At 40.9% G+C, this 20715-nt stretch carries 25 protein-coding genes; 10 read left to right on the top strand and 15 right to left on the bottom strand.

What is annotated here, in order from left to right; genetic code table 11:
• Positions 1–249 precede the first annotated feature (249 nt).
• Together RYO92_RS01675 and RYO92_RS01670 are read left to right on the top strand one after the other, a co-directional pair.
• Positions 250–1017: a nucleoside phosphorylase gene (locus tag RYO92_RS01675; RefSeq protein WP_315369271.1), complete on the top strand. Its 768-nt coding sequence runs from the start codon at positions 250–252 to the stop codon at positions 1015–1017.
• 199 nt (positions 1018–1216) lie between these two features.
• Positions 1217–2212, top strand: a complete 996-nt coding sequence (locus RYO92_RS01670; RefSeq protein ID WP_315369270.1) for a helix-turn-helix domain-containing protein — start codon at positions 1217–1219, stop codon at positions 2210–2212.
• A 219-nt stretch (positions 2213–2431) separates the two neighbouring features.
• Here the strand turns inward: RYO92_RS01670 and RYO92_RS01665 are convergent, their stop codons facing one another.
• From RYO92_RS01665 to RYO92_RS01645, 5 genes are all read right to left on the bottom strand, one after another.
• Entirely contained in the window at positions 2432–3961 is a 1530-nt protein-coding gene (locus tag RYO92_RS01665) for a carbohydrate-binding domain-containing protein (protein ID WP_315369269.1), read from the bottom strand.
• Between the two features lie 243 nt (positions 3962–4204).
• Positions 4205–4636 carry a PIN domain-containing protein gene (locus RYO92_RS01660; RefSeq protein ID WP_304070569.1) on the bottom strand — a complete coding sequence of 144 codons (432 nt, stop codon included), beginning with the start codon at positions 4634–4636 and terminating at the stop codon, positions 4205–4207.
• Positions 4633–4848 (bottom strand): type II toxin-antitoxin system Phd/YefM family antitoxin, encoded by a 216-nt coding sequence (locus tag RYO92_RS01655; RefSeq protein ID WP_304070570.1) that lies wholly within the window; start codon positions 4846–4848, stop codon positions 4633–4635. The genes RYO92_RS01660 and RYO92_RS01655 overlap by 4 nt, the downstream gene beginning before the upstream one ends.
• A gap of 72 nt (positions 4849–4920) precedes the next feature.
• Positions 4921–5340 carry a hypothetical protein gene (locus RYO92_RS01650; RefSeq protein WP_315369268.1) on the bottom strand — a complete coding sequence of 140 codons (420 nt, stop codon included), beginning with the start codon at positions 5338–5340 and terminating at the stop codon, positions 4921–4923.
• Positions 5341–5552: 212 nt separating this feature from the next.
• Positions 5553–6053, bottom strand: coding sequence for a hypothetical protein (locus RYO92_RS01645; RefSeq protein ID WP_308578560.1), 501 nt, complete (start codon positions 6051–6053; stop codon positions 5553–5555).
• Between the two features lie 273 nt (positions 6054–6326).
• On the opposite strand from RYO92_RS01645, the gene RYO92_RS01640 reads away from it, so the two are divergent.
• Positions 6327–6521, top strand: coding sequence for a hypothetical protein (locus RYO92_RS01640; RefSeq protein ID WP_007157169.1), 195 nt, complete (start codon positions 6327–6329; stop codon positions 6519–6521).
• Positions 6522–6669: 148 nt separating this feature from the next.
• Here RYO92_RS01640 and RYO92_RS01635 read toward each other — a convergent pair whose 3' ends face one another.
• From RYO92_RS01635 to RYO92_RS01615, 5 genes are all read right to left on the bottom strand, one after another.
• Positions 6670–7491, bottom strand: a complete 822-nt coding sequence (locus RYO92_RS01635; RefSeq protein ID WP_007157170.1) for a DUF4367 domain-containing protein — start codon at positions 7489–7491, stop codon at positions 6670–6672.
• A complete protein-coding gene (locus RYO92_RS01630) occupies positions 7488–8042 on the bottom strand; it encodes an RNA polymerase sigma factor (RefSeq protein WP_007157171.1) in 555 nt (184 codons plus the stop codon). The genes RYO92_RS01635 and RYO92_RS01630 overlap by 4 nt, the downstream gene beginning before the upstream one ends.
• 110 nt (positions 8043–8152) lie before the next feature.
• Positions 8153–9061, bottom strand: coding sequence for a magnesium transporter CorA family protein (locus RYO92_RS01625; RefSeq protein ID WP_308578556.1), 909 nt, complete (start codon positions 9059–9061; stop codon positions 8153–8155).
• Between the two features lie 249 nt (positions 9062–9310).
• Positions 9311–9994: a class I SAM-dependent methyltransferase gene (locus RYO92_RS01620; protein ID WP_315369267.1), complete on the bottom strand. Its 684-nt coding sequence runs from the start codon at positions 9992–9994 to the stop codon at positions 9311–9313.
• Between the two features lie 32 nt (positions 9995–10026).
• Positions 10027–10509, bottom strand: a complete 483-nt coding sequence (locus tag RYO92_RS01615; protein ID WP_315369266.1) for a pyridoxamine 5'-phosphate oxidase family protein — start codon at positions 10507–10509, stop codon at positions 10027–10029.
• 306 nt (positions 10510–10815) lie between these two features.
• Between RYO92_RS01615 and RYO92_RS01610 the strand changes: the two genes are divergently transcribed.
• From RYO92_RS01610 to RYO92_RS01600, 3 genes are all read left to right on the top strand, one after another.
• Positions 10816–11376, top strand: coding sequence for an Ltp family lipoprotein (locus RYO92_RS01610; RefSeq protein ID WP_315369265.1), 561 nt, complete (start codon positions 10816–10818; stop codon positions 11374–11376).
• A 158-nt stretch (positions 11377–11534) separates the two neighbouring features.
• Positions 11535–12173, top strand: a complete 639-nt coding sequence (locus RYO92_RS01605; RefSeq protein WP_315369264.1) for a DUF5067 domain-containing protein — start codon at positions 11535–11537, stop codon at positions 12171–12173.
• A gap of 166 nt (positions 12174–12339) precedes the next feature.
• Positions 12340–12939, top strand: a complete 600-nt coding sequence (locus RYO92_RS01600) for a DNA-3-methyladenine glycosylase I (protein ID WP_315369263.1) — start codon at positions 12340–12342, stop codon at positions 12937–12939.
• 86 nt (positions 12940–13025) lie between these two features.
• Here RYO92_RS01600 and RYO92_RS01595 read toward each other — a convergent pair whose 3' ends face one another.
• Positions 13026–13808 (bottom strand): hypothetical protein, encoded by a 783-nt coding sequence (locus RYO92_RS01595; RefSeq protein ID WP_315369262.1) that lies wholly within the window; start codon positions 13806–13808, stop codon positions 13026–13028.
• 116 nt (positions 13809–13924) lie between these two features.
• Between RYO92_RS01595 and RYO92_RS01590 the strand changes: the two genes are divergently transcribed.
• Positions 13925–15931, top strand: a complete 2007-nt coding sequence (locus tag RYO92_RS01590; protein WP_315369261.1) for a leucine-rich repeat domain-containing protein — start codon at positions 13925–13927, stop codon at positions 15929–15931.
• Positions 15932–15947: 16 nt separating this feature from the next.
• On the opposite strand, the gene RYO92_RS01585 is transcribed toward RYO92_RS01590, so the two are convergent.
• The 4 genes from RYO92_RS01585 to RYO92_RS01570 all read right to left on the bottom strand — a co-directional run bounded on the left by RYO92_RS01585 (position 15948) and on the right by RYO92_RS01570 (position 17958).
• On the bottom strand, positions 15948–16328 hold the full coding sequence (locus RYO92_RS01585; protein ID WP_315369260.1) for a C-GCAxxG-C-C family protein: 381 nt from the start codon (positions 16326–16328) through the stop codon (positions 15948–15950).
• 12 nt (positions 16329–16340) lie between these two features.
• Entirely contained in the window at positions 16341–16580 is a 240-nt protein-coding gene (locus RYO92_RS01580; protein ID WP_315369259.1) for a type II toxin-antitoxin system Phd/YefM family antitoxin, read from the bottom strand.
• A complete protein-coding gene (locus RYO92_RS01575) occupies positions 16577–16864 on the bottom strand; it encodes a type II toxin-antitoxin system RelB/DinJ family antitoxin (protein ID WP_315369258.1) in 288 nt (95 codons plus the stop codon). The genes RYO92_RS01580 and RYO92_RS01575 overlap by 4 nt, the downstream gene beginning before the upstream one ends.
• 257 nt (positions 16865–17121) lie before the next feature.
• Positions 17122–17958, bottom strand: coding sequence for a 4Fe-4S binding protein (locus RYO92_RS01570; protein ID WP_315369257.1), 837 nt, complete (start codon positions 17956–17958; stop codon positions 17122–17124).
• Between the two features lie 333 nt (positions 17959–18291).
• On the opposite strand from RYO92_RS01570, the gene RYO92_RS01565 reads away from it, so the two are divergent.
• The 3 genes from RYO92_RS01565 to RYO92_RS01555 all read left to right on the top strand — a co-directional run bounded on the left by RYO92_RS01565 (position 18292) and on the right by RYO92_RS01555 (position 20457).
• Entirely contained in the window at positions 18292–19638 is a 1347-nt protein-coding gene (locus tag RYO92_RS01565) for a putative ABC transporter permease (protein ID WP_315369256.1), read from the top strand.
• 353 nt (positions 19639–19991) lie between these two features.
• Positions 19992–20135: an ABC transporter substrate-binding protein gene (locus RYO92_RS01560; RefSeq protein ID WP_315369255.1), complete on the top strand. Its 144-nt coding sequence runs from the start codon at positions 19992–19994 to the stop codon at positions 20133–20135.
• A gap of 133 nt (positions 20136–20268) precedes the next feature.
• On the top strand, positions 20269–20457 hold the full coding sequence (locus tag RYO92_RS01555) for a hypothetical protein (RefSeq protein WP_314834361.1): 189 nt from the start codon (positions 20269–20271) through the stop codon (positions 20455–20457).
• The last annotated feature ends 258 nt before the right edge of the window (positions 20458–20715 follow it).

The following is a 20715-nucleotide window of genomic DNA, read 5'->3' as shown; positions in this document are numbered from 1 at the left end:
CAATTTCCCCTTCTCTATAGCACAAAGCAATATACTCTCGAGACTGATAATAAAAGTCCGTGTTATAGTCGGATAAGTATTTTTCTATCCAAGACACGTATGCTTCCATTACAATTTAAATATTTAAATTTCCTTAGCATTTTCCTTCTTGCGAATATCTTATTTTCCCATGTATACTAGGACTTTATAAAAAAATATTGCTATTATTTTACCATAAAACACTTTTAAAAAGAGAAAATTGAGGCCAAAATGAGTATTCAAAAACACGAAATCCCCATCTTAGAATTTGATTCCGATCCCAGTGCTGTTTTAGAGCCGGGTCACGAAGTGCTGGATGTGCATTTTCCGGAGAGGGCCGTTTTTGCCTTTTTACAGGACACGGTTGAAAAATATGCCTTACAGCATGGCGGAAAGGTACTGACCCATTTTCTCTCCGCCACCATGCAATATCCCATTTTTTTATTGGAGGAAAATGGAATTCCCTTCCTCTTGGTGCAGGCCCCTGTAGGTGCAGCCCCTGCCGCACAGATTCTGGATTGGCTCATTGCCCATGGAGTGAAAAAAGTCATCAGCAGTGGTTCCTGCGGTGTATTGGTTCATAAGGAGGAAGGCGTTTTTCTGGTTCCGAAAAAAGCACTGCGAGACGAAGGCACTTCCTACCATTATCTTCCTCCCTCCCGCTTCGTGGACATAGAGGAAGCCCCAAGAAAGGCTATCGAAAAGATTCTGCGCTCCCATCATTTGCCCTATGAAGAGGTAATTACCTGGTCCACCGACGGATTTTTCCGGGAAACCAAAGAAAAGGTGGAATATAGAAAGTCGGAAGCTTGTACCGTTGTGGAAATGGAGTGTTCCGCCCTGGCAGCCGTGGCAAAGATGCGGGATATTCAATGGGGTAGTCTGCTCTACACCGGAGATTCTTTGGCAAATGTAGAGGAACACGATATGCGTTCCTTCGGTATTGGTTCCCGGGAAATCGCCCTTCGTCTAAGCATTGAATCGGTTTTGGAAATGTAGAACTTGCTTTTCCGGAAAATGACGTTTTTCCACGGAAAATCAAGGCTTTGCAACCGTCGGTTGTCAAATTGACAAGCCCTCTTTCTTCCCTGCAACCGCATTTTTTACTAGTATGGGAGACGTAAAGACGGAGTGAACCAAGACATTTTCCGAGAAGGGAAATTCCGGTAAACACTGAAAATCATAAAAGGAGCAGAGTATGATACTGGCAGACAAGATTATAGAATTAAGAAAGAAAAACGGTTGGTCTCAGGAGGATCTGGCGGAGAAGCTGGAGGTCAGCAGACAGTCCATTTCCAAATGGGAGGGCGCCCAGTCCATTCCGGATATGAATAAGATTTTGAAGTTGTCCGAGGTCTTTTCCGTCAGTACGGATTACCTCTTAAAGGATGAGATTGAGCTGGACAGCCCGGGAGAAGCTCCAAAGATTGATACGGAATCCTCCCTAAAGGAAGTTCCTGTTTCCATGGAGGAGGCCAATGCCTTTCTGGAACACAAGAATCAAGCAGCTTCCCAGATTGCTCTGGGCGTATTTCTTTGTATCCTTTCCCCCAGCCTATTGATTGTTTTAAGCACTCTTCAGGAAAGTTCTCTTCTTCCTCTCTCAGAAGGAAAATCCGTAGGTATCGGTGTGCTCTTCCTCTTTCTTTTGGCAGGAGCAGGAGTAGCCTTATTTATCAAAAACTCCATTGAAGGGGATCGATTCCATTATATAGAAAAAGAGCTTCTGAATACTGCTTACGGGGTAAATGGTATGGTGCAGGAGAAAAAATCCCGTTACCAGGGAACTTATACTTCTCAGATGATTTTAGGTATTTTTCTTTGCATCATTGCGGCAAGTCCCATCTTTATCAGTATGATTATTTATGGAGAAGATGATCTCCATACCGCTCTTGCCGTGCCTTTCCTTCTGCTTTTTGTGGCCGTTGGCGTGTTTCTGATTGTCAAAACGAATATTATTTGGGATTCCATGAACATGCTTTTAGAGCAAGGGGATTATAGAAGAGAGAAAAAGATGGACGAGCACAAAAATGAAACCGTCGGGCAAATTTACTGGTGCTCGGTAACGGCTATCTATCTGGCCTACAGCTTTATTACACGGCGTTGGGATATCAGCTGGATTATTTGGCCGGTAGCCGGAGTGGGCTATGGCGCAATACGCGGCATTGTCAATTCCTTTAGATCGAAGATTTAGTGCCTTGTCTAAATAGCTCTTCTTTGAGAATATACTGATTCGAGGAAATCCCATTTTTCATCCCTTCTTCAGTCTATATTCTTTTCTAAAAAGCACCCCCGGAATACTTTTCTCCAAAGTATTGGATTATAAGTATTTCGGGGGTATTTATTTCCCTAAACGATATTAGTTGCTTTCACTATTACTTCCCTGACCACTTGGTGGCTCCGGCATAGTCAGTTAATTTCCATTAGCATCTGTCGGCTTCTCCGGTGGCTGTCCCATAGAGCCGTTTCCGCTAGGTGGTGTACCGCCATTTTCCCCGGGAGCTCCACTTGGAGGAGCACCGTTTCCACCGCCAAAGCCCATGCCGCTGCTTTGCTCCCCTATGGTATTCTCTCCTGCAGAAATCGTGATTTCTTCGCTATTGCTGCCCGCACTTACAGTATAGGTCTCTCCTGTCACAAGCTTATCAGAGGAAAGAATCACTGCCGTAAAGTCGTTGGTCGGTGTGTAGCTAAGTACCACATTTCCACTCTTGTCTGTCACCTTCACCTCTGTTCCGCCACTTACTGCAGTAGAGTAGAACACATTGATAAAGTTCTGGGTGGAACTGCTGTCAAAGGATTCAAACATTTCCTGCACACCGGTACTGATAAAGGTTCCGCCGGTAATGGTTGCCTTTCCGTTAAAGTCTAAAGCCACATCCGGTCCGGAAGCAGGTCCGGAAACATTTAAGGTGCCGCCTTCGATATAGACCTGACCGTTGGAGTCGATTCCATCTCCGCCGGCTGTCACATTTACCGTACCGGCTGTAATACGGAAATAAGTATCTGCCTGATTTTCTTCTCCGTAAGCTTCCTTTTCCTCATCGGTGGCGCTGTCGTCAATCAGACCACGGGCATTGATACCGTCATCGCTCGCCACAATATCAATGGTTCCGCCGTTAATATCAATGGTAACAGCCTCCAATCCTTCTCCAACCTTCTCCATCTTAATGGTTCCGCTGTTGATGACCAAGGCTCCGTCTGTGGTAATACCGTCATCCTCTACATTGATGGTGATATCCGCATTTTCAATGGTAACGGAGTCGGTTCCCTTGATGGCCTTTCCTCCCGATTCAATATTCAGCTTTCCGCCTAAGATAATGAGATTGTCCTTTGCCTTAAGGGCTGTTGCATAGTTGGAGCTGATATTCAAAGTTCCGTTTCCGTTAATGGTCAAATCCTGCTTTACAAAGAGGGTTGCATCCGGCTCATCCTCTCCCTCCGCGTAATTATATGTTGCGCTATCTGTTATGGTGTTGGTAGTGCCGTCCACTAAGGTCAACACAATCTTACGTCCGGTAGCTGCGTTAATGACGGAGGAAGTCGTGTTTGTGATATTTACGCCGTTGAAAACGATGTGTACCAGGTCTTCGTCTCCCACCTCCGTAATGATCTGTCCGTTGAACTCTCCGCTAAAGACATAGGTTCCGGCCTTGGTAATGACAATATTGCCATCCGTGTAGCTTGCACCCTCTCCGGTAATCTTGGCGTTTCCGCTGCTCAACTCAATCTTGGTATCCGAGTCGGAATAAGAAGTATTTAAGTCTTCCTCGGAATAACTTGCCGTTGTTTTTGCGGAGGTGTTCGTTGCCACCGCCTCTGTGCTCTGGGCCGTAGTTGCTGCCGCTGTTGTAGCAGTCTTTGCATTGGAACATCCTACGATGGACATGCTCATCGCCATTGCCGCCAGCCATATACTCATTTTATTTTTATTCTTTTTCATACTGTCCTCTTTTCTGTGATTAGGTTGCTCTTTACACGCCCTACTATCGCAGAAACTTATGTTCAGCTTGTGTATGAAATGTGTAAAATGTATGAATTTGCATTTTATTGCATATTTATCCGTTTTTAGATTTTTATTACGTCTACAATACAAAATGTCCTCATTATTTCACTTAATATTCTTTAGGCATAAAAAAGAAGCCTTTTGGGCTCCTAAAATAGAACTAAAGTATTCTTTTTATTTCTAAGTTTTGTAAAAACTTTCCTCACAACATTTTATAAACTCTTTCGGTGTATATACTTTAACGGAAGAGTTCTTATAGTCTTTTGTATTTCTGGTCACTATACCATCTGCCTTTATTCGAAGAGCCGTCTCCATCATTACCGCATCTTCAAAATCCTTTGTCTCAGAAATCAAGGCATTAAAAATGTCCTCAGACAAAGTATCTGCCACTCTTAAAACTCCCAATAAACGATTCAACTTGTCCTTCGCTTCTTCGTCACTATGTGTGCATCGTCTTGTTAAGTAGTAAATGTCTGTTGTTGACTTTGCAGTAATATAAGCGGAGAATATCTCTGTTGCTAAAAGGCGAAAAATTTGATAGGCATCCTCTGCAAAGGGTTCCCTTCCCTGCAAAAAATCTATCACGATACAGGTATCTAATAATATCTTCATATCTGATTCATTCTCTCCTTGCGAGCTTCTTCTAAGTTTAAATCAGAAGGTACACTGGAAAATAACTCGTCTACGAGTTTTAATTTGTCTTGATACGGTGAAACTAATTTAGCAATCGGTCTGCCATTCTTTGTAATGCAAATATCTTCTTTCTCCGCCAGTAATAAGTACTTACTTAAATTTAACTTTAGCTCCGTTGCAGTAATAGACATCGTTGTTCCTCCTTTTTTCTTAGTATAAAAGAATCGTACAATTTCCGCAATGAAAATCGTACGATTCTTTTCTTATCCAATATCTCTTCTAGCTTGTATAGTAAGCCTTCCTCTTCGAAAACACTCTTCGGTTTCTCTTGGTTCCACACAATGTTTTCCCTTTTCCGCCAGAATTTCTTTAATCCTAAGATAATCCTCCAGAAGCTCTACTTCTCCTGTAAAAAGCAAATACCCGTTTTTATACAACACGGAATCCAGAATCTTTGACGTGCTGTCCTTCTTGTAAAGGCTAAAGTGGGGCGAAAAATGTATCTTACTTCCCACCCCCTCATGGAGTTGAAAATCCACAAATCCTATTTCCGTATAGGGAATCCTCCGACTTTCCCCCTTATGGTAGAGAAGTACTATCTCCTCTTCATACAGAATTGCTTCCACAATATAAGTAAGAAAGAAACATTTGTAGATATCCCATACGCAAAAGGCGGAATACATAGTGAGCAGTCCATACAGAAGCCACACACTCTTATCTAAGCCCAATTGCCTATATATCAGAAAAAATATTCCCAGTAAGAAAAGAAGACCAAAGAAAGAAGAAATCGGATTGGGCGAATAGTACCTAATTTGCCAGTGGCAGGATCCATTTTCATCTAAATAAGTATTAGACTTTATTTTCCACATGAAGCCACCACTTTCTCCAGCTACTTTTATTGCTCTTCATACACAATGACATAGGCCTTAACCTGGTCACTGCCCTTAACAATGGAAAGAGGAACCTCTGCAATAGCCTTTCCGGTCTGCCCCTTGTAATACTCGTTTCTATCTTCTGCGGAATAAAAATACATAGCTGCAGAATAAACATGCCCTGCTTCCAAATCGATATCAATACTAAGCTTTTCACTGACCAAATTCTTATTGCCTGTAACGCCTGCCTCTGTAGAGCGGAAAATACCTTCCAATCTATGCTGACCCGGCTCCAAGGCTACGATAGTCTGCATATATTCTCCCTGCGTATGGGAAAATGCGGAAAGGCTGTTTCCGTCAATAGCAACATGATCGCAGTACAAATGTAAGAGTGCCTTATACGCATTATCCGCATTAAATTGCTGTTCCCCTGCCTTACGCTTTTTTTGAAAGCTCATCATGACAACAAATAAAACTGCCCACACAACTACCACACCGGCTACAATCATAATAGTCTGATTCATCTTGTTTTCCTCCTGAAAGCTGCTACAAATATTGATAAACAGTAACGTTTACTTCTTCTCCATAATCTCACTTACGGGATAGGAAAAATTCTCTATCCTATACATGCAAAACTATTATAAATTCATCATCTAAGAAGTCAATTAGCTTCCGTAAAAGATTAAGATTTCTCTTGACAGACATTAGTATTCTGCTTACAATTCTTAAGGATTAAAATTAATATTTTCTTTTTTAAGGGAATAAACAAATCACTTTAATTTTTAGGGGGAAGTAAAATGAACCAGCAAACCATGACTATTATCGTTACTCTTGTCTGCTTGGTAATGTGCGTAGGGCAGATTCTTATGATTAAACAAGCTCATGAAAACGGAACAAGCGTACGCATTCGTCCATTGCAAATTATAGCTTGTGCCGTTGTAGCAGTTATGGGCATTTATTCTTTAATTACCGGACATTACTTCTGGGGCTAATGATAGTGCCAAAGTATCAAAAGCAATATAGCCTCAAGGATGATATTGCTTTAAGAAACGTTTAGCTTCTACAATATTTCATAAAAAATCGGACGGTGAAAATTCGCCGTCCGATTTTTTACGCTCCTCCATTGCCTTGACGAGTCTCTTACTCCACCGCCTTTACAATTTCTAAAATCTCCTCTTCCGTCATTGGCTTCTCCTGTGCATTTACCGCATAGCTGAAGCCATTTTCTTCCCATAATGCCAGGGAATATCTTCCGGCTTCACCCTTTAAAGTGACTTTTCTTCCCTCGGAATCCACTTCTTTGCTTTCTGTATACTCCGTATAATCTCCGCTAATGTCTCCTTCAGCTCTTGCTTTTCGGATGGAATATCCTACCGCAGAAGGCTCTTCCTTAGAATAGGCCACTTCAATCATATCCTCTCCGATTACACTGATGGTTTTTTCTGTATAAGGAGCTTTTCCCTCAGGAATACGCATGGTAAAACCGGTAAGTTCTGTAGCCTGCTGCATGGACGCAACTTCTTCTACGCTCCGTCCCTTAGCCGTGATCCCGGCAGAGTTCTCTTTCAGTTCTCCGCCCTCTGCGGCAAATTCTTCCGCTTTATCCTGTGTTCCACCGGAGTCCTCCCCTTGTGCTCCCTCCAGCATTACAGAGCTTGGTTTGGCTGCTCTGGGAGCTAAAAACATGAATACTCCGATATAGCAAACAAAGCAGGCCGCAGCTATGGAAGCAGTAAATCCTAAAACCCGAGGAATGGTAATAAATTTCCTCTTCTTAGCTTCCTGCATTTTGATAATCTTCTTTTCTTTTTCTATGCTTTCTTTTTCTTTAGTTTCTTTTACTGCGTTTTCTCTATCAACGTTCTTTTCATCCTTCTTTTGGTAAAATGCCTCCGCTTCCAAAATATATTGCTCACTTACCTCTGTCATTCCCCGAAGCAGTCGCTTGCTGTCCTCTTTCATAAACGATATCCCTCCTGCTCTAAGAAAAGCTTAAGCTGCTCCCGTGTGCGGCTTAAACTCATTTTCACCTTACTAAGACCAAAACCGGATGCCTCCGCAATCTCGGATACGGAATCCATAAACCAATATCTTCTCATAAAAATATTTCTGCTCTCCGGCTTTAATGTATGCAAAAAAGAGTCCATTAGTTCCGACAGCTCATTACCCTCTCCCGGAATCGCCCCCTTATCCGGAAGGACTTCCGACAGCTCTTCCAGCACCAGGGGAACTTCTCCTCCCCCACGCTTTTCCGCATGCAAACTGTCGTAACGATCTAAAGAAAGATTCCGGACGATCTTCGACAAAAAAGCCGGCAGATTCTCCGGCTGTTTCGGCGGAATGGCATTCCAGGTCTTTAAATAAGTGTCATTCTCACACTCCTCCGCATCCGCCATGATTTTTAAAATGCCATAGGAAATGGAAAGGAGTAAGCGGCTGTATTTCTTTTTGGTTTCTAAAATCGCAGTCTCCGCCCTTTGAAAATACAGGGCGATAATCTTTTGGTCTTCCATCCTTCTGAATCCTTATCTATGATTTTACGTTCCTAAAGCTATATTCCCAATGCTTCATTTCCCAATCCCGGCTTCAAATACGTTTTATTCCTTACTTTCTATCCATTCATTTATCTGCGTTTAATAATCCAGCGCATTACCCAGGTTAGGGCTATCCAAATGAGTGCACTCACAGCACAAATTAATACCCAGGCTTTTCGCTCATTCATCAGAGGGAGAGGAACATTCATTCCGAAGAAGCCTGTAATTACCGCCAGGACACTCAGCAAAATTTCAAAAATAGTCAGGGTGCTCAAGTTGTTATTTAAGTCATTGTTCAAAATGTTGTTGTAGGAGTCCAAAAGCTGACGAGCCACGGTAGAAAGAAGCTCCGTCATGGACACCAGCTGTCTGGCCTCCACCATGGCATCATCAAACTGTGCAGACTCCTCTTCATCAAAGCTACGATAAATGGCATGAGCCTGGATATGCTCCAGCAAAAGACGATTTTGCGTAGCGGCGGATCGTAAATAAATCATGCCCACCTCCAAGTCGGAAAGAGCATAGAGATTCTTCTTCGTGGTTTTCTGCCGAAGCAAATGGTTAATCTCATCCTTCTGCTTATCCAAACGCTCAATAATCGGATAGTAGGCATTGGAAATCATTTCCAAGCTTGCAAAGAGTAAGGTATAAATCGAAAGATTCTCTTTTCCATCCACATAATCGCACATCTTCTGAATGATATATACATTGTCCTCATTACTGATGGTCACCAGTCGATTTTTTTGCACAATAAAAGTCAGAGGAACCGTCTCATAATATTCCTTATCCTTTTCCAGATCCAAAACACTGTAAATGAAGGTAACGGTTCCGTCCTCCCGATCATAATCCATGTGGGCATGCTCATTTTCATCCAAAGCATACTCCAGCGTTTTCGGATCAATATCATATTCCTCGTATACTTTGGAATGCTTTGTAATTTCATCCGAGTTAATATTAATCCATGTATTATCGTTGCTTAGCTTTTTCGTAACAAGCATATTTTCCCCTATTTCTACTCTAAAAATCAGGAATTCTTTCTGCTATTCTCCATTCTTGGAGACATGCTTTGAGACAAACTTAAGTTTTCCCGACTTCTCCTATGCTCTTCCGGCGATAGGACAAAACATTTTTATACCTCCCCATTATACGCCAAAATCCACATCTTCTGTAGACAAAATTTCCGCCTTGCCTTAGCTCCCTTCTCCCATTAAGACGGAGAACAGAAAGGAATGGTCACAATCATGAATTTATTTTTTTACACAGGAAAAGCAGGCCACCGTTTCCACTCTTTCTACGGAAACCTCTGTGTAGCTTTTCATAAGCCGCTTTCTTAAACTTTCTTCCGTCTCAAAGGGTGGTGTAAACAGACCTTTTGGAACATAAATATGCTTGGCAAACCAGTCGGCTCTTTTTACGCCCCCTTCCACATAAAAACAACCGCAGAAAATCCCTCCCGGTTTTAATACGCGGAACACCTCCTGATAAGCCGCTTCCTTGTCCGGAAAAACATGGAAACCATTCATGGATAAAACGATATCAAAGCTTTCCGTTTGAAAAGGAAGGTCTCCCACATCTCCCTGTTGAAAATGAATATTCTCTATACCCAGTAAAGCCGCCCTATCCTTTGCCGGCTCCATCATTTCCGGCGCATAGTCCATACAGACAATCTCTGCATTATGAAGCCCCTTATATAAGGGAAGAGTCATGATTCCCGTACCCACAGGAATTTCCAAAAGCCTTCCGGAAAAGTCCTTAGGAATGGAGGATAAGACCTTATTCCGATAATAAAGATTTTTCTCCTTATCCATGTTCCATACCAATCGGCATAATAACTTTCCTGCCAAATTTCCATAGGTCATCATTCCGTCATAAAAGCCGGTATGATTGCCCACGGATTGATAGGCATTTTGAATTTCTTCCTTTCGACTCATTTTCTCCTCCTTCCATAAAATTCAAACCCGACTTAAGATTCCTTCACCAGCTTTCCGGTCATTCTGTCAATCGTCATGCAAAGCATATTGACTCTTGCCCCGGCTTTTTCTATTTCTTTCTCGATAGACTCCTTCGTCGGATAGAATTTTTCCGCCAGCTTTCTGCATTGTTCTATCACCTTCTCCTGATTCTCTACAGCTTCCACCCTTCCAAGGCAAAGTACGGAACGAATATACCAAGGCCATTCTCCTTCTTTTTTGAATCCGGAGTCCATGATGGTGAAGCAAACCTTATTGTTTTTAGCAAGCAAATCCAATTTCAATCCTTCTTTCGCACCGTGAAAATAGAGCTTTCCGTCTTCCTCATCATAAAACTGGTTTAGGGGAATAGCGTAGGGATAATCATTTTCCCCATGAAAAGCCATGACTCCTCTGGGAGCTTCCCGTAAAACTTTAATACACTCTTCTTTAGAAATTTCCTGCTTAAACCGTCTCATTTTTTTAAATTCTTCCATTGTTTCTCCATTTCTCTCAAAACTCTTTTTTACATCCACACTTGTTCTTGCCTAATAAGAAAGTAAAGATTACCATAAGAACATTATACCGTAATTCATATAACTTGTTCTTATGAAAATGAAGAAACCTCTCTATTCTCTCACACGAAAGGAATTATAAAAATGAGTCATGCTTCCAGATACCTCGCCCGACTTGCTCCGATTTTCCTTCTCTTCATTATGATGTCCTGTACAAAGCAGAATCAAGAAGGGAATACTGTAGAGAGTTCTTCGAAGGTCTCTTCAGAAAGCATAGAGAGCAGTTCTGTGGATTCCAAAGAAATTAACCCGGAAAAGAGTTCTGCGGATTCCAAAGAAATGAGTAAGAATAATGTCACGACAGGTAAGGAATCATCAAGCGAAGAAACTACCAAGCCCCCATTGGAAAGCCTAAACGAAAATCAATTACAGGCTATCCAAACTGCAAAAGACTATCTTGATACTATGCACTTATCTCAAACAGAATTATTGCAAATGCTTTCTGTAGAGAATATCGATTCTGAAGATGCAAAGTTCGCCCTAGAGTATCTCAATATAGATTGGAATCAAGAGGCACGAAAGAAAGCGAAAGAATATTGCAAGCATAAAATCGGGTTTTCCAAAGAAAAACTAAAAGCACAGTTGCTCTTCGACCACTTCACAGAAGAGGAAGCGGATTTTGCCCTGAGCCACATTAACGTGAACTGGATAGAACAAGCTGAGATTGTTGCAAAAGAATACATGGAGGACGGAGTGACCTCCAAAGAAGATTTAATAGATGCCCTGATGAATGAAGGGTTTACAAAGAAAGAGGCGGAAAAGGCGACTTTAAAAGTAGGGCTAAAATAGGCCCTACTTTACCTTTCTTTTCCTTTTGAAAAAACAGCTACATAAGGCTTAGAGACTACAAATCTAACATATAAGTAGATTTATTTTTTCTAATGTATTGATATTTGTACAAGCATGTATTATTATTTAAGAAAATTCATTATTGAATGGGGGCTTATATGAAAAAATGCATATCCGGTATTGCTTTAGCTATTGCTTTATCACAGTTTGTATCCATAAGTAGTTATGCTACAGTTTGGAAACAAGATGCAAAAGGCTGGTGGGTAGACAATGGCGATGGAACTTACAAGAAAAATGAATGGTATAAGGATAACGGCAAGGACTACTATCTTGGTGCAGATGGCTATATGCTGACAAATACCACCACTCCGGATGGTTATAAAGTTGGAGCAGATGGCGCGTGGATTAATGAAAAAGCACCACTTTTTGACTACCAAATGGATGAATACACAGTAAAATATGTAGATCATTGGATACAGGAAAATTTCAGTGATGAAGAATCTCTTGTTCTTCTTTATGAGTTTAGCAACAAAGAGCAAAAACCTGTAACCCCGGGATGGTCTAGTATTGAAATTGAGGCATATCAAAATGGAGTGCAATTAGAAACTACCGGAATATCTTCTTCAGAAATATCCTATCCCTGGGATCTTAGTGCCAAAGTCCAAAATGGATACAGTGCAAAAGTTTATAGAGCATTTAAATTAAAAGACAGAAGTCCTGTTAGTCTTTACGTTCGAAAGCATAGTTGGAATGATAAATTTCCTACACAAACGGCAACTCTTGATTTACAGAAGTAATGGAAATGATATCTGTATAGATTGTATTAAACAAAATAACTTGAATACAAAAGGATGTTGCTCTCTATTTAAAAGGGGGCAACATCCTTTTGTATTCAAACCATTACTGCACTTCCCTATCAACTTTAAACCGGATTCTGTTATAATCCTATAAAAAGGAGGCATTATGGCTTGTCAATGGAAAAACAGCAGTGCGGAAATGATTTCTTATCACGATAAGGAGTGGGGCGTACCCACCCATGATGATCAAAAGCTCTTTGAATATTTGCTTTTGGAATCCATGCAGGCCGGTCTTAGCTGGGCCTTGATTCTTCGAAAAAGAGAAACTCTTCGAAGCTGTTTTGCAAACTTTTCCCCGGAAAAGCTCGCAGCATTCACGAAAGAAGATATTGAAAGAATCATGCATACGGAAAATATGATTCGATCGGAGCGAAAAATCAGAGCCATGATTCAAAATGCCAAGGCATTTTTAGCCCTGCAAAAAGAAGAGGGAAGCTTTGACGCTTACCTTTGGAGCTTTTCCGGCGGAAAGAGTCTTTGTTATCAAGGACATGAAAAGGGAGAAATGCCTGCCAAAAATGCTCTTTCCGAAGCAATCAGTAAGGATTTAAAAAAACGGGGCTTTCAGTATACCGGCCCCGTCATTGTCTATTCATTTTTACAAGCCTGCGGTGTCATTAACGACCACGAAGAAGACTGCCCCTGCTATCAGGTACTCCGCAGGGCATATCCCTATCAAGAGGTGGAGGAGACATTTTCCTGCTGATAAGTGGTGTAATACTACTCTCATAATGCTATCTTTGTATGCAGGCTATAGCTATGAACACAAGTTTTTCCCAAAATAATATCTTTCTAGAGCAATATAGCCTGCTCCAGCAAGGTATCCTCCTCATATCCGTAGGCAGAAATTCTGTCATATGCCCTCTCTTGCCATTCAGCGGAGAAACTACCATCTTCATTAATGAAAAAATCGGCACTTAAGAAACGAATAATCATAAACTCGGAAGTTTTTTGCGCAAATCCGTCTCCCCTACTAAAGTCAATACCGACTCCTGTATTTCTGGTCATGGCAGCCTCCAAGATAGGAAGGGTCAATTCATTTGCAGGAATGCTCATATCCGGAAAATCAAAGAAGCCGCCCTTTTCCTTGGTATAAATGCCTAAGTTGGAAATGGTACCGTTGGTCACCATTTTCACTCGTCTAATCGCAGTTAAAGGAATGCTATGCTTTGCTCCGGTAATATGTCCTCCGGAAAGGCGAATCTCCTTTTCCTTTAAATTAAAGCCGATGGGAAGATCCAGGCTATCGATGCTATTGGGAAATTCAGCCCCCAGCTTATTTCTTGCAAATGCAAGTAAGAGCGTCTTGGTTTCCGCAATATTATGCCCTCTACCATTTGCCTTGGTATCTGTCTCTAAATCCGGAAGACTGATATTTTTCCCCTGAAGATCCCTAAAAATCAGAGAATAGAGCATATTGGAGTTGCAATATCGCATGGGAAGAATGGCTCCCACCTCGGAAAAAGAAAGAGTAAAGGGCTTCTTCCCTTCCACTGAAATTCCTTCTTCCGTAATACAAAGCTTCCGTCCTCCCGCATCAAATACCGCCTTACGATCCCCCAAAACACTTCTCATTTGATTTCCTCCTATTCTCCTCTTGCTTATCACTTAGTCATTATGTAAACTTAATTTGTTTATAAAATAATATTCATTTTACAAAATATAAGTTAAAAATAGCAAGAGGAAAATCCATGAAAATCACCAAAATCCAATGTCCTAACTGCAATGGTCAATTATCCGTTCCTGAGGGAATGAAGGAAGGCTTTGTACAGTGTAAATTCTGTAATACCAAGGTCTATTTGGAGCCTCATAAGCCGGATATTACCCAAAATATCACCATAAAAAATGTGAATTATAATAAGGAAAGAACTGTTCCAAACAATGTACGAGGCAAATACGTTTTGCAAAGCTGTGCAGTGGGCACTGTAGTAGTGGTAATGTCAATCCTTCTGTTTGTTTTACTAAGAACAGTCTTTTCTCCTAGCGGTATAGAGCTTCCCACCGACCAATATCGTAGCACGGTGCAGGATCCGGTAGTGATTTCCTTTGTGGAGAAGGCATTTTCCAAGAATCTTTCTCAAGTTACAGGGGAAGACTATAATTCCTTAAAATTCCTGTCCATCTCAAAAGATTTAGATGAAGAAAACTGGTGTTTTTCTTATGCGGAGAAGCTGGATGAAGAGGGAAATCCCGTGGAAGAAAAGACCCTTTATTTTCCTGCTACGGAAAGCATTTCTCGACAGGAGCTTCAGCCCTTCACCGGTTTGGAGAATCTGGCACTGGGACAAGGCCTGGACTTTGATAGTGACAGTAGCGATAATCAGGATTTAAAAAATCTTAAAGAGTTAAAATACTTTGCCGCTATAGGAAACAATTCGGAAAGTTTCAGAGAGCTTTTGCTAAGCTTGGCAAATCCGGAACAGATACTCGGTCTTAGCGGTATTTACCTCCGTGATGACGTTGTTCCCTACAGCATTTCCTCTGACGAAACAAAAGATATCACGGATATTTTCACACCCTTTTCTTCCCTGAAAAGCCTTTCCATCAGGGTGGATTCTGACTATGAGGGAGGACTGCTTTTTTTAAGACACTTTCCTAACTTAGAGAATTTATCCCTTTACACCTCTGCGGATTTAGCTCCTTTAGCCACTTTAAGCAATTGTAAAACTCTGAGTCTGTCGGGTCCCTCCGATACCCCCTTGGAAAATATCTCCGTCCTCTCCGGCATGCCCCAGATAGAGAATCTCAGCTTATCCCATGTAATGTCCGTAAAGGATTTAAACTTTACCCAAAATATGCCTAAGTTAAAGTCTCTTGAACTCGAGAGCGTACCGATACTCTCTTTAGACGGTTTAGCCAACCACCCCTCATTAAACACGCTTTCCATTGACAGCTGTTATGAATTAACGGACGGAAAGGCCATTGCCGGTCTCAGCGCTTTACAAAGCCTGCACCTGGGCGTTCTCCTTTACGACTTTTCCCTGCCGGATTTGCAGAATTTAACTGCCTTGGAAGAAGTCCTTTGTAACTCCAGGTATCTCAGTCATTTTGCTCATATGCCCTCGATTAAGAGTCTCTACTGTTTTCTGGACGGTGACGAGATCAGCGCCGAACCCCTTCGTGGAATGAACTCTTTAAGCACTCTGATAATTTCCGGTTCCATGGATTATATTTCTAACGACTGGGAAAATGTTTTAGAAGACTTACCAAGCCTTGAAAAACTAAGTATTCTGGGAGATTCTTTAGATACTTCGAGAGACTATCGCGGGCTATTCTCCGGTATCAAAGTAAAGGAGCTGATTTTTGATGAAAATGTCATTGATTCAGCTCACACGCCTCAGATTCCCCTATCCCTTAGTAAGATGGAAGATAACAACACTACGGAGACCTTGATTCTCACCCAGGCAGAAATCAAAAACCTGGATGATGATTCCGATAATTTCACGGCCAATGCCAAAGCCTTTCTCTCCCATTTTAAAGCGATAAAAAAGCTTGGACTTCGTGGAAATAAGTTGGAGAATCTGGATTGTTTAGAGGGACTCAGCACTCTGGAAGAGCTGGACATTTCCGATAACTATATTACCGATATCAGTGCACTACGGAATTTACCCAATCTGAAAAAAGTAAAGCTATCCGGAAACTCCATTGTGAATATGGAGCTCCTGCCGGATAGCGTGGAAATTGTGGATCAGTTTTAATAAACTTCTCTAAAACTTAATACAGTAAAGCAATCGCCTCTTTGATACAATCTTCGCAGCTGCAAAGAGGCTTTTCTTTACCTATGCCTCTTAAGTCTTTGCAAATGCTGGCTCCACAACGCTCAACAAAGTCCTGAAAAAGATGGGCGGCCTCCACCTGCACCATTGGATTTCCCTTATTTTTCATAGCCAAAACCAAATTTGCTCCAATGAGTGCGCCGCAGGTTCCCTCTAATGTTCCCAATCCCTCAATAAGCCCTGCGGATAGAGAAAGCAGAAGCTCCTCAGAAAGATTTAATTCCTCTTGATAGGCAAGCAGCACCAGCTGACCGCAGTTCTTTCCTGCCGCTAAGCCTTCCATCGCTAATGTCTGTTTTTCTTCTAAAGATTGTTTCATGATTTCTCCTATTTATTTAAAGGATGAACGATAGGAAATTTCTTCTTCCTTTGATGCCAAAATACTTTGGCTCATACCCGGAATACTATTCAAGTACAAAGTTTCCTGAATGGCTTTCCAATCCTCTTCTCCAATCAATACCGCATTTTTCCCTCTATTGTTGGTAATCGTGATTGGCTGAGAAGATTCATTTACTTCTGAAACAATCTGATTAAGCTTTGCTCTTGCCTTGGTAATACTGATTGAAGTCATTGCTTATCTCCTTGTATTCTTATCTCATCATCCACCTCTATGAGCTCATGCGCCCTGCCTTTCCCCTCACGCAATTCCTTTATAGATTTTTTCATTGAACGCATATTGCTTTCTGAATAGAATGGATCCACACTGGCAGATACTTCAAAAGGGATTCGTCTTTCTCGTAAAACTTTCTTCGTATAAATACTGTAAAATGTGGAATAATTCAAGCCCATCTCTTCTACCACTTGGTCTAATACTTTTTTATCCTCGTCATTAATTCGTACTGTAATTGTAGCCATTGTTTCCACCTCCTATCTACATTCTTCTATATGAAATATAACAATAATGAATGCATTTCGCAATGATTAGCATTCATTTCTATAATAAATTCAGTGCTTTGTAAGCAAAAATCAAAACTATAAAGCACTTTTAAATTAGATAATCCATGAAACAGAACAAAATGCAATATCGTATTATGCAATAACATACTTTTGCATATCATACTGTTGCATTTCTATTTTTAATAAATGGTTTCAGTGAATTATAAGATAAGGCATTATCCTAACAGCGCTCCCTTCGGGCAGACCTTTACGCATTCCATACACAGGATACAGTCCGTCCCGTTTTTTCTCTTCCTGGAATTGTCGGTCATCTCCACATCCATGGGGCAAACCTTCTTGCATTTTCCGCAGGAAATGCATTTCGTCTCATCACAACGAATTCGTACCAAAGAAAAATAACTCATTGGCTTTAGAAATACGGTAACCGGACAGATGTATTTGCAGAAAGCCCGATTATCCTTGAAAAGAAAGGCCAGTGCTATCCCCACAAGATAATAAGCAAGATTTCCAAGGAGAAATGCCCAAAACATAATCCTTTCCAGATTCCCCACTTTCATCAGAAACAGGGCGGAAACAAAGAGGAAAGATAAAGCAAAAGTCAGATAACGAATCCATCCGATATTTTTCCGGGGAAGCTCTCTTGTTTTATAAGGCAGAAAATCCAAAACCATGGCAGTCCAACAGGCATAACCGCAGAAGCCTCTTCCGAAAATCAGAGGTCCGAAGATTTTTGCCACCGCGTAATGAATGGTAGCCGCCTCGAAAACACCGGTGAGCAAGTAGTACCAAAATCCCTCAATTTGCATATTTTCCCGGTTGATAAGCCCTAAATAAACGAGCATATAGAGTCCAACCAGAAGCTGTACCACACGACGGGCATAGGGATATTTTCTTCCGAGCAGAAAAATTCCTAAGGATAAGGAGATTCCGATATAACTAAAGTTGAAAAGATAAAAAAGATTATGCTTCGTAAGCCAAAGGCTAATTGCCACAGCTTCGAAAACACCGCCAATCAGAAGCACCAAAGCATATTTTTTCAAGAAATTGCGCAAATAAAACTCCTCTCCCGTGTAAATCCATTCTGTTTTGCGTCCTAAAGGCTAAAACCAAGCTATAGGACTAATCTGAGTTATAGGACAAAATATATTGCAGAAAATTTGTCCTGATAAAGTGTATGCCTATTCTTTCTTATTTTCAAGTTCTAGCGAATAAACACCGGAATCCCAAAGCTACTAAACCAAATCCTTATAATAGGTAACACTACGATGTCTTGACAAATATTATTCTATTTCATATAATTTATGAACTGGGGAATATCTAAACTGTATAAAAGTAATCTTTTAAAAAATTTTTAAAAGTAATAAACAAAAAGGAGTGTAAGGGGTATGCCATTATTTTCAGGAACTGACCTGGTCTTATATTTTTTCTTTTATGGCTTTTTGGCCTGGATTACCGCCACTATTTTTGTAAGCCTAAAGGAACAGTGCTACAGAAATTTTGGAATTTTAAATCTTCCAATCTTGGTTCAACCTGCACTAATCATGATTTTCTTGATTTTCCTATCCTCCGGAAAAAGGGTCAGCACTCCGGGATTACTGTTTATGACCTTTCTTTATGGTATTTTTACAAACAACATATCTTTATTTTTTCTACATAAATTTTATCAAAATAAGAACAGCCGGGAAATTTTCCCAAAGGGAAATCTGAAAATCTCTGCTGCTTACTCTATACTCCTTACTATTCCGGGATATGTCCTGCTAAAGAGCTTCCACCCGCTTCTTTTTTCTGTGGTCTCTTTGCTTCCACTTTCTCTTGTTCACCTTCTTGCTGCTCTCCTCTTGCTTTCCCTTGTTTCCGATATTGTCTTGCTCTATCTTCTTCCCAGAAAATACTACATAAAGCGGGAAGAAATTTTGGCTCACAATAGAAAACTGCGATTAGGAGAATGGATTTCCCGAGGTATTTGGAATAGAATTTACCGCCAATATCCAAGTCTTTTAGCAGAAAATGAAGAAAACTCTGTAGAGCATGGAGCTTCTCCATCTGCAGGAATTGCCGCCTCCGATCAACGCCTGCAACAACAAGGAATTATTTTTGCCGAAGGAATTCACTTTTATAAACTGATTTGGATGCTTCTCATTACCTCTTTTATGGGAGATATCATCGAAACCGTCTATGTCTTTCTGACAGCCCACGTCCTGATGCGGCGTTCTAGTTTGGTGCTCGGTCCATTCAGTATTGTCTGGGGTTTAGGCGCGGTTATCCTAACGCTGGTACTTAGCAAGGTCAAAAAGCAAAATAATCTTTCCATCTTCATTGCCGGATTCTTCTTTGGTGGAGCATTTGAATATCTCTGCTCCGTATTCACTGAAGTTTTCTTCGGTATGAAGTTTTGGGACTATTCCTACATGCCATTTAACATAGATGGAAGAACCAATCTCTTGTTTATGATTTTTTGGGGTATTGTTTCCGTGCTTTGGTTTCATTACGCCTATCCCCCTATTTCCCGATTTATTGAAAAGATACCGCCTATCTTAGGTTCCGTGTTGGCAATAGCCATTACCCTATTCTTCCTTTCCGACTCCATGGTTACCGCCATGGTCATGGTAAGAGCCACGGACCGAAAAGAACATCCGGAGCCAAGAAATGCTATAGAAAGCTTTATAGATCAGGAGTATCCGGAAAATGTAGTCCGTGCCCTTTGGCCTAATATGAATTTTCTTGGCGAATAGCCAACGGCTGATACCGAAGTAGATGTTCCTATCCTAATGGAAAAACTGAGAAGCCGAATGAAGCTTTGGCATATCACCAACAGAGGTTCCAGAAAAAAGGGCCCCTATATTACCCGATTTTAAAAGAAGATGAAATGGAACTTGGCTATGGCAATATGGATTTAAAGAACTTGGCTGAGATTGCGAAAAAAACGAGGTGGAAGGGCTTATTCTGGAAACCCATAAAAACTGGGTGGACAAGGATCCTATAAAGAGTCTGCAAAAAAGTTCTGACTTCGCGTGGAGCTGATACAATCCGGAAAATAAGGAAAAAATAGGGATGAATTGCAAAACAGTTACGAGGGCTTGTGCTTATGGATATTGAATACTATGAGAAAACCATACAAAAGATGTATGAAGCAAAAGATGTTTTAGAGGGGCTTAAGAATCTAAAAGAGGGAAATACCGAAAATGGAGCCGAGACCATGCGCAAATTAAAGGAGAAATATAATCTCTAATCCTGTCTTCTCTAAAAGATATAGAAATTGTCTCCGGTAATGCGAAAGGTGCTGATGCATTCGGTGAAGAATATGCTCTGCAAAGCTAAGAACCTAAAACTAACAATGTGCAGTTGGAATGGAGGTTCCTTCAATGGCGAACACAAAACTAAATATTGAAAGTAATAAAGAAAATCCTGAACAGGCGAATCAGCTTTTTTCTGAGCTTAGACTAAATGATGTAACTATAGCCGCCATTAAAGAGGGGCGGCGTATTGCCTTAGATAGTAGCGTAAAATCCTATAAAACTATGGATGATCTCAAGGCGGCTTTGGAAGTATGAAATACGAAGTCAAGTTTACTAATCTGTTTAAGAAAGATTTTAAGCTTGTCCTTATGCTCTACCGTCTTGGAATTCATTCAGAATTATTTAAAAAATGAACCGGAAAATTAAACTATTTTACAGTTTCAATGTTTAATTCATTTCCGCTCTCCACTCCTTCAGAAAATCCTTCATGAGTTTATCCCTTTTCTCCGCCATCTTCTTGGCTGAAGGAGTATTTAATTCCTTAGAAACCAGTAAAAGCTTGTCATAAAAATG

Origin of the sequence: Oribacterium sinus (assembly GCF_963553175.1) — a bacterium.
Taxonomy (GTDB): Bacteria; Bacillota; Clostridia; order Lachnospirales; family Lachnospiraceae; genus Oribacterium; species Oribacterium sinus_B.
The sequence above is the reverse complement of the archived record's forward strand: the minus strand, read 5'-3'. Positions and strand labels throughout refer to the sequence as shown.

Excerpts from the sequence above, each read along its gene's own strand:
- RYO92_RS01555 (WP_314834361.1), top strand. The coding sequence starts at position 20,269 with ATGGCGAACACAAAACTAAATATTGAAAGTAATAAAGAAAATCCTGAA.
- RYO92_RS01635 (WP_007157170.1), bottom strand. The coding sequence starts at position 7,491 with ATGAAAGAGGACAGCAAGCGACTGCTTCGGGGAATGACAGAGGTAAGT.
- RYO92_RS01645 (WP_308578560.1), bottom strand. The coding sequence starts at position 6,053 with ATGAATCAGACTATTATGATTGTAGCCGGTGTGGTAGTTGTGTGGGCA.
- RYO92_RS01630 (WP_007157171.1), bottom strand. The coding sequence starts at position 8,042 with ATGGAAGACCAAAAGATTATCGCCCTGTATTTTCAAAGGGCGGAGACT.
- RYO92_RS01670 (WP_315369270.1), top strand. The coding sequence starts at position 1,217 with ATGATACTGGCAGACAAGATTATAGAATTAAGAAAGAAAAACGGTTGG.
- RYO92_RS01640 (WP_007157169.1), top strand. The coding sequence starts at position 6,327 with ATGAACCAGCAAACCATGACTATTATCGTTACTCTTGTCTGCTTGGTA.
- RYO92_RS01575 (WP_315369258.1), bottom strand. The coding sequence starts at position 16,864 with ATGGCTACAATTACAGTACGAATTAATGACGAGGATAAAAAAGTATTA.
- RYO92_RS01660 (WP_304070569.1), bottom strand. The coding sequence starts at position 4,636 with ATGAAGATATTATTAGATACCTGTATCGTGATAGATTTTTTGCAGGGA.
- RYO92_RS01560 (WP_315369255.1), top strand. The coding sequence starts at position 19,992 with ATGGATATTGAATACTATGAGAAAACCATACAAAAGATGTATGAAGCA.
- RYO92_RS01615 (WP_315369266.1), bottom strand. The coding sequence starts at position 10,509 with ATGGAAGAATTTAAAAAAATGAGACGGTTTAAGCAGGAAATTTCTAAA.
- RYO92_RS01590 (WP_315369261.1), top strand. The coding sequence starts at position 13,925 with ATGAAAATCACCAAAATCCAATGTCCTAACTGCAATGGTCAATTATCC.
- RYO92_RS01620 (WP_315369267.1), bottom strand. The coding sequence starts at position 9,994 with ATGAGTCGAAAGGAAGAAATTCAAAATGCCTATCAATCCGTGGGCAAT.
- RYO92_RS01605 (WP_315369264.1), top strand. The coding sequence starts at position 11,535 with ATGAAAAAATGCATATCCGGTATTGCTTTAGCTATTGCTTTATCACAG.
- RYO92_RS01655 (WP_304070570.1), bottom strand. The coding sequence starts at position 4,848 with ATGTCTATTACTGCAACGGAGCTAAAGTTAAATTTAAGTAAGTACTTA.
- RYO92_RS01600 (WP_315369263.1), top strand. The coding sequence starts at position 12,340 with ATGGCTTGTCAATGGAAAAACAGCAGTGCGGAAATGATTTCTTATCAC.
- RYO92_RS01625 (WP_308578556.1), bottom strand. The coding sequence starts at position 9,061 with ATGCTTGTTACGAAAAAGCTAAGCAACGATAATACATGGATTAATATT.
- RYO92_RS01595 (WP_315369262.1), bottom strand. The coding sequence starts at position 13,808 with ATGAGAAGTGTTTTGGGGGATCGTAAGGCGGTATTTGATGCGGGAGGA.
- RYO92_RS01565 (WP_315369256.1), top strand. The coding sequence starts at position 18,292 with ATGCCATTATTTTCAGGAACTGACCTGGTCTTATATTTTTTCTTTTAT.
- RYO92_RS01580 (WP_315369259.1), bottom strand. The coding sequence starts at position 16,580 with ATGACTTCAATCAGTATTACCAAGGCAAGAGCAAAGCTTAATCAGATT.
- RYO92_RS01650 (WP_315369268.1), bottom strand. The coding sequence starts at position 5,340 with ATGTATTCCGCCTTTTGCGTATGGGATATCTACAAATGTTTCTTTCTT.
- RYO92_RS01665 (WP_315369269.1), bottom strand. The coding sequence starts at position 3,961 with ATGAAAAAGAATAAAAATAAAATGAGTATATGGCTGGCGGCAATGGCG.
- RYO92_RS01675 (WP_315369271.1), top strand. The coding sequence starts at position 250 with ATGAGTATTCAAAAACACGAAATCCCCATCTTAGAATTTGATTCCGAT.
- RYO92_RS01585 (WP_315369260.1), bottom strand. The coding sequence starts at position 16,328 with ATGAAACAATCTTTAGAAGAAAAACAGACATTAGCGATGGAAGGCTTA.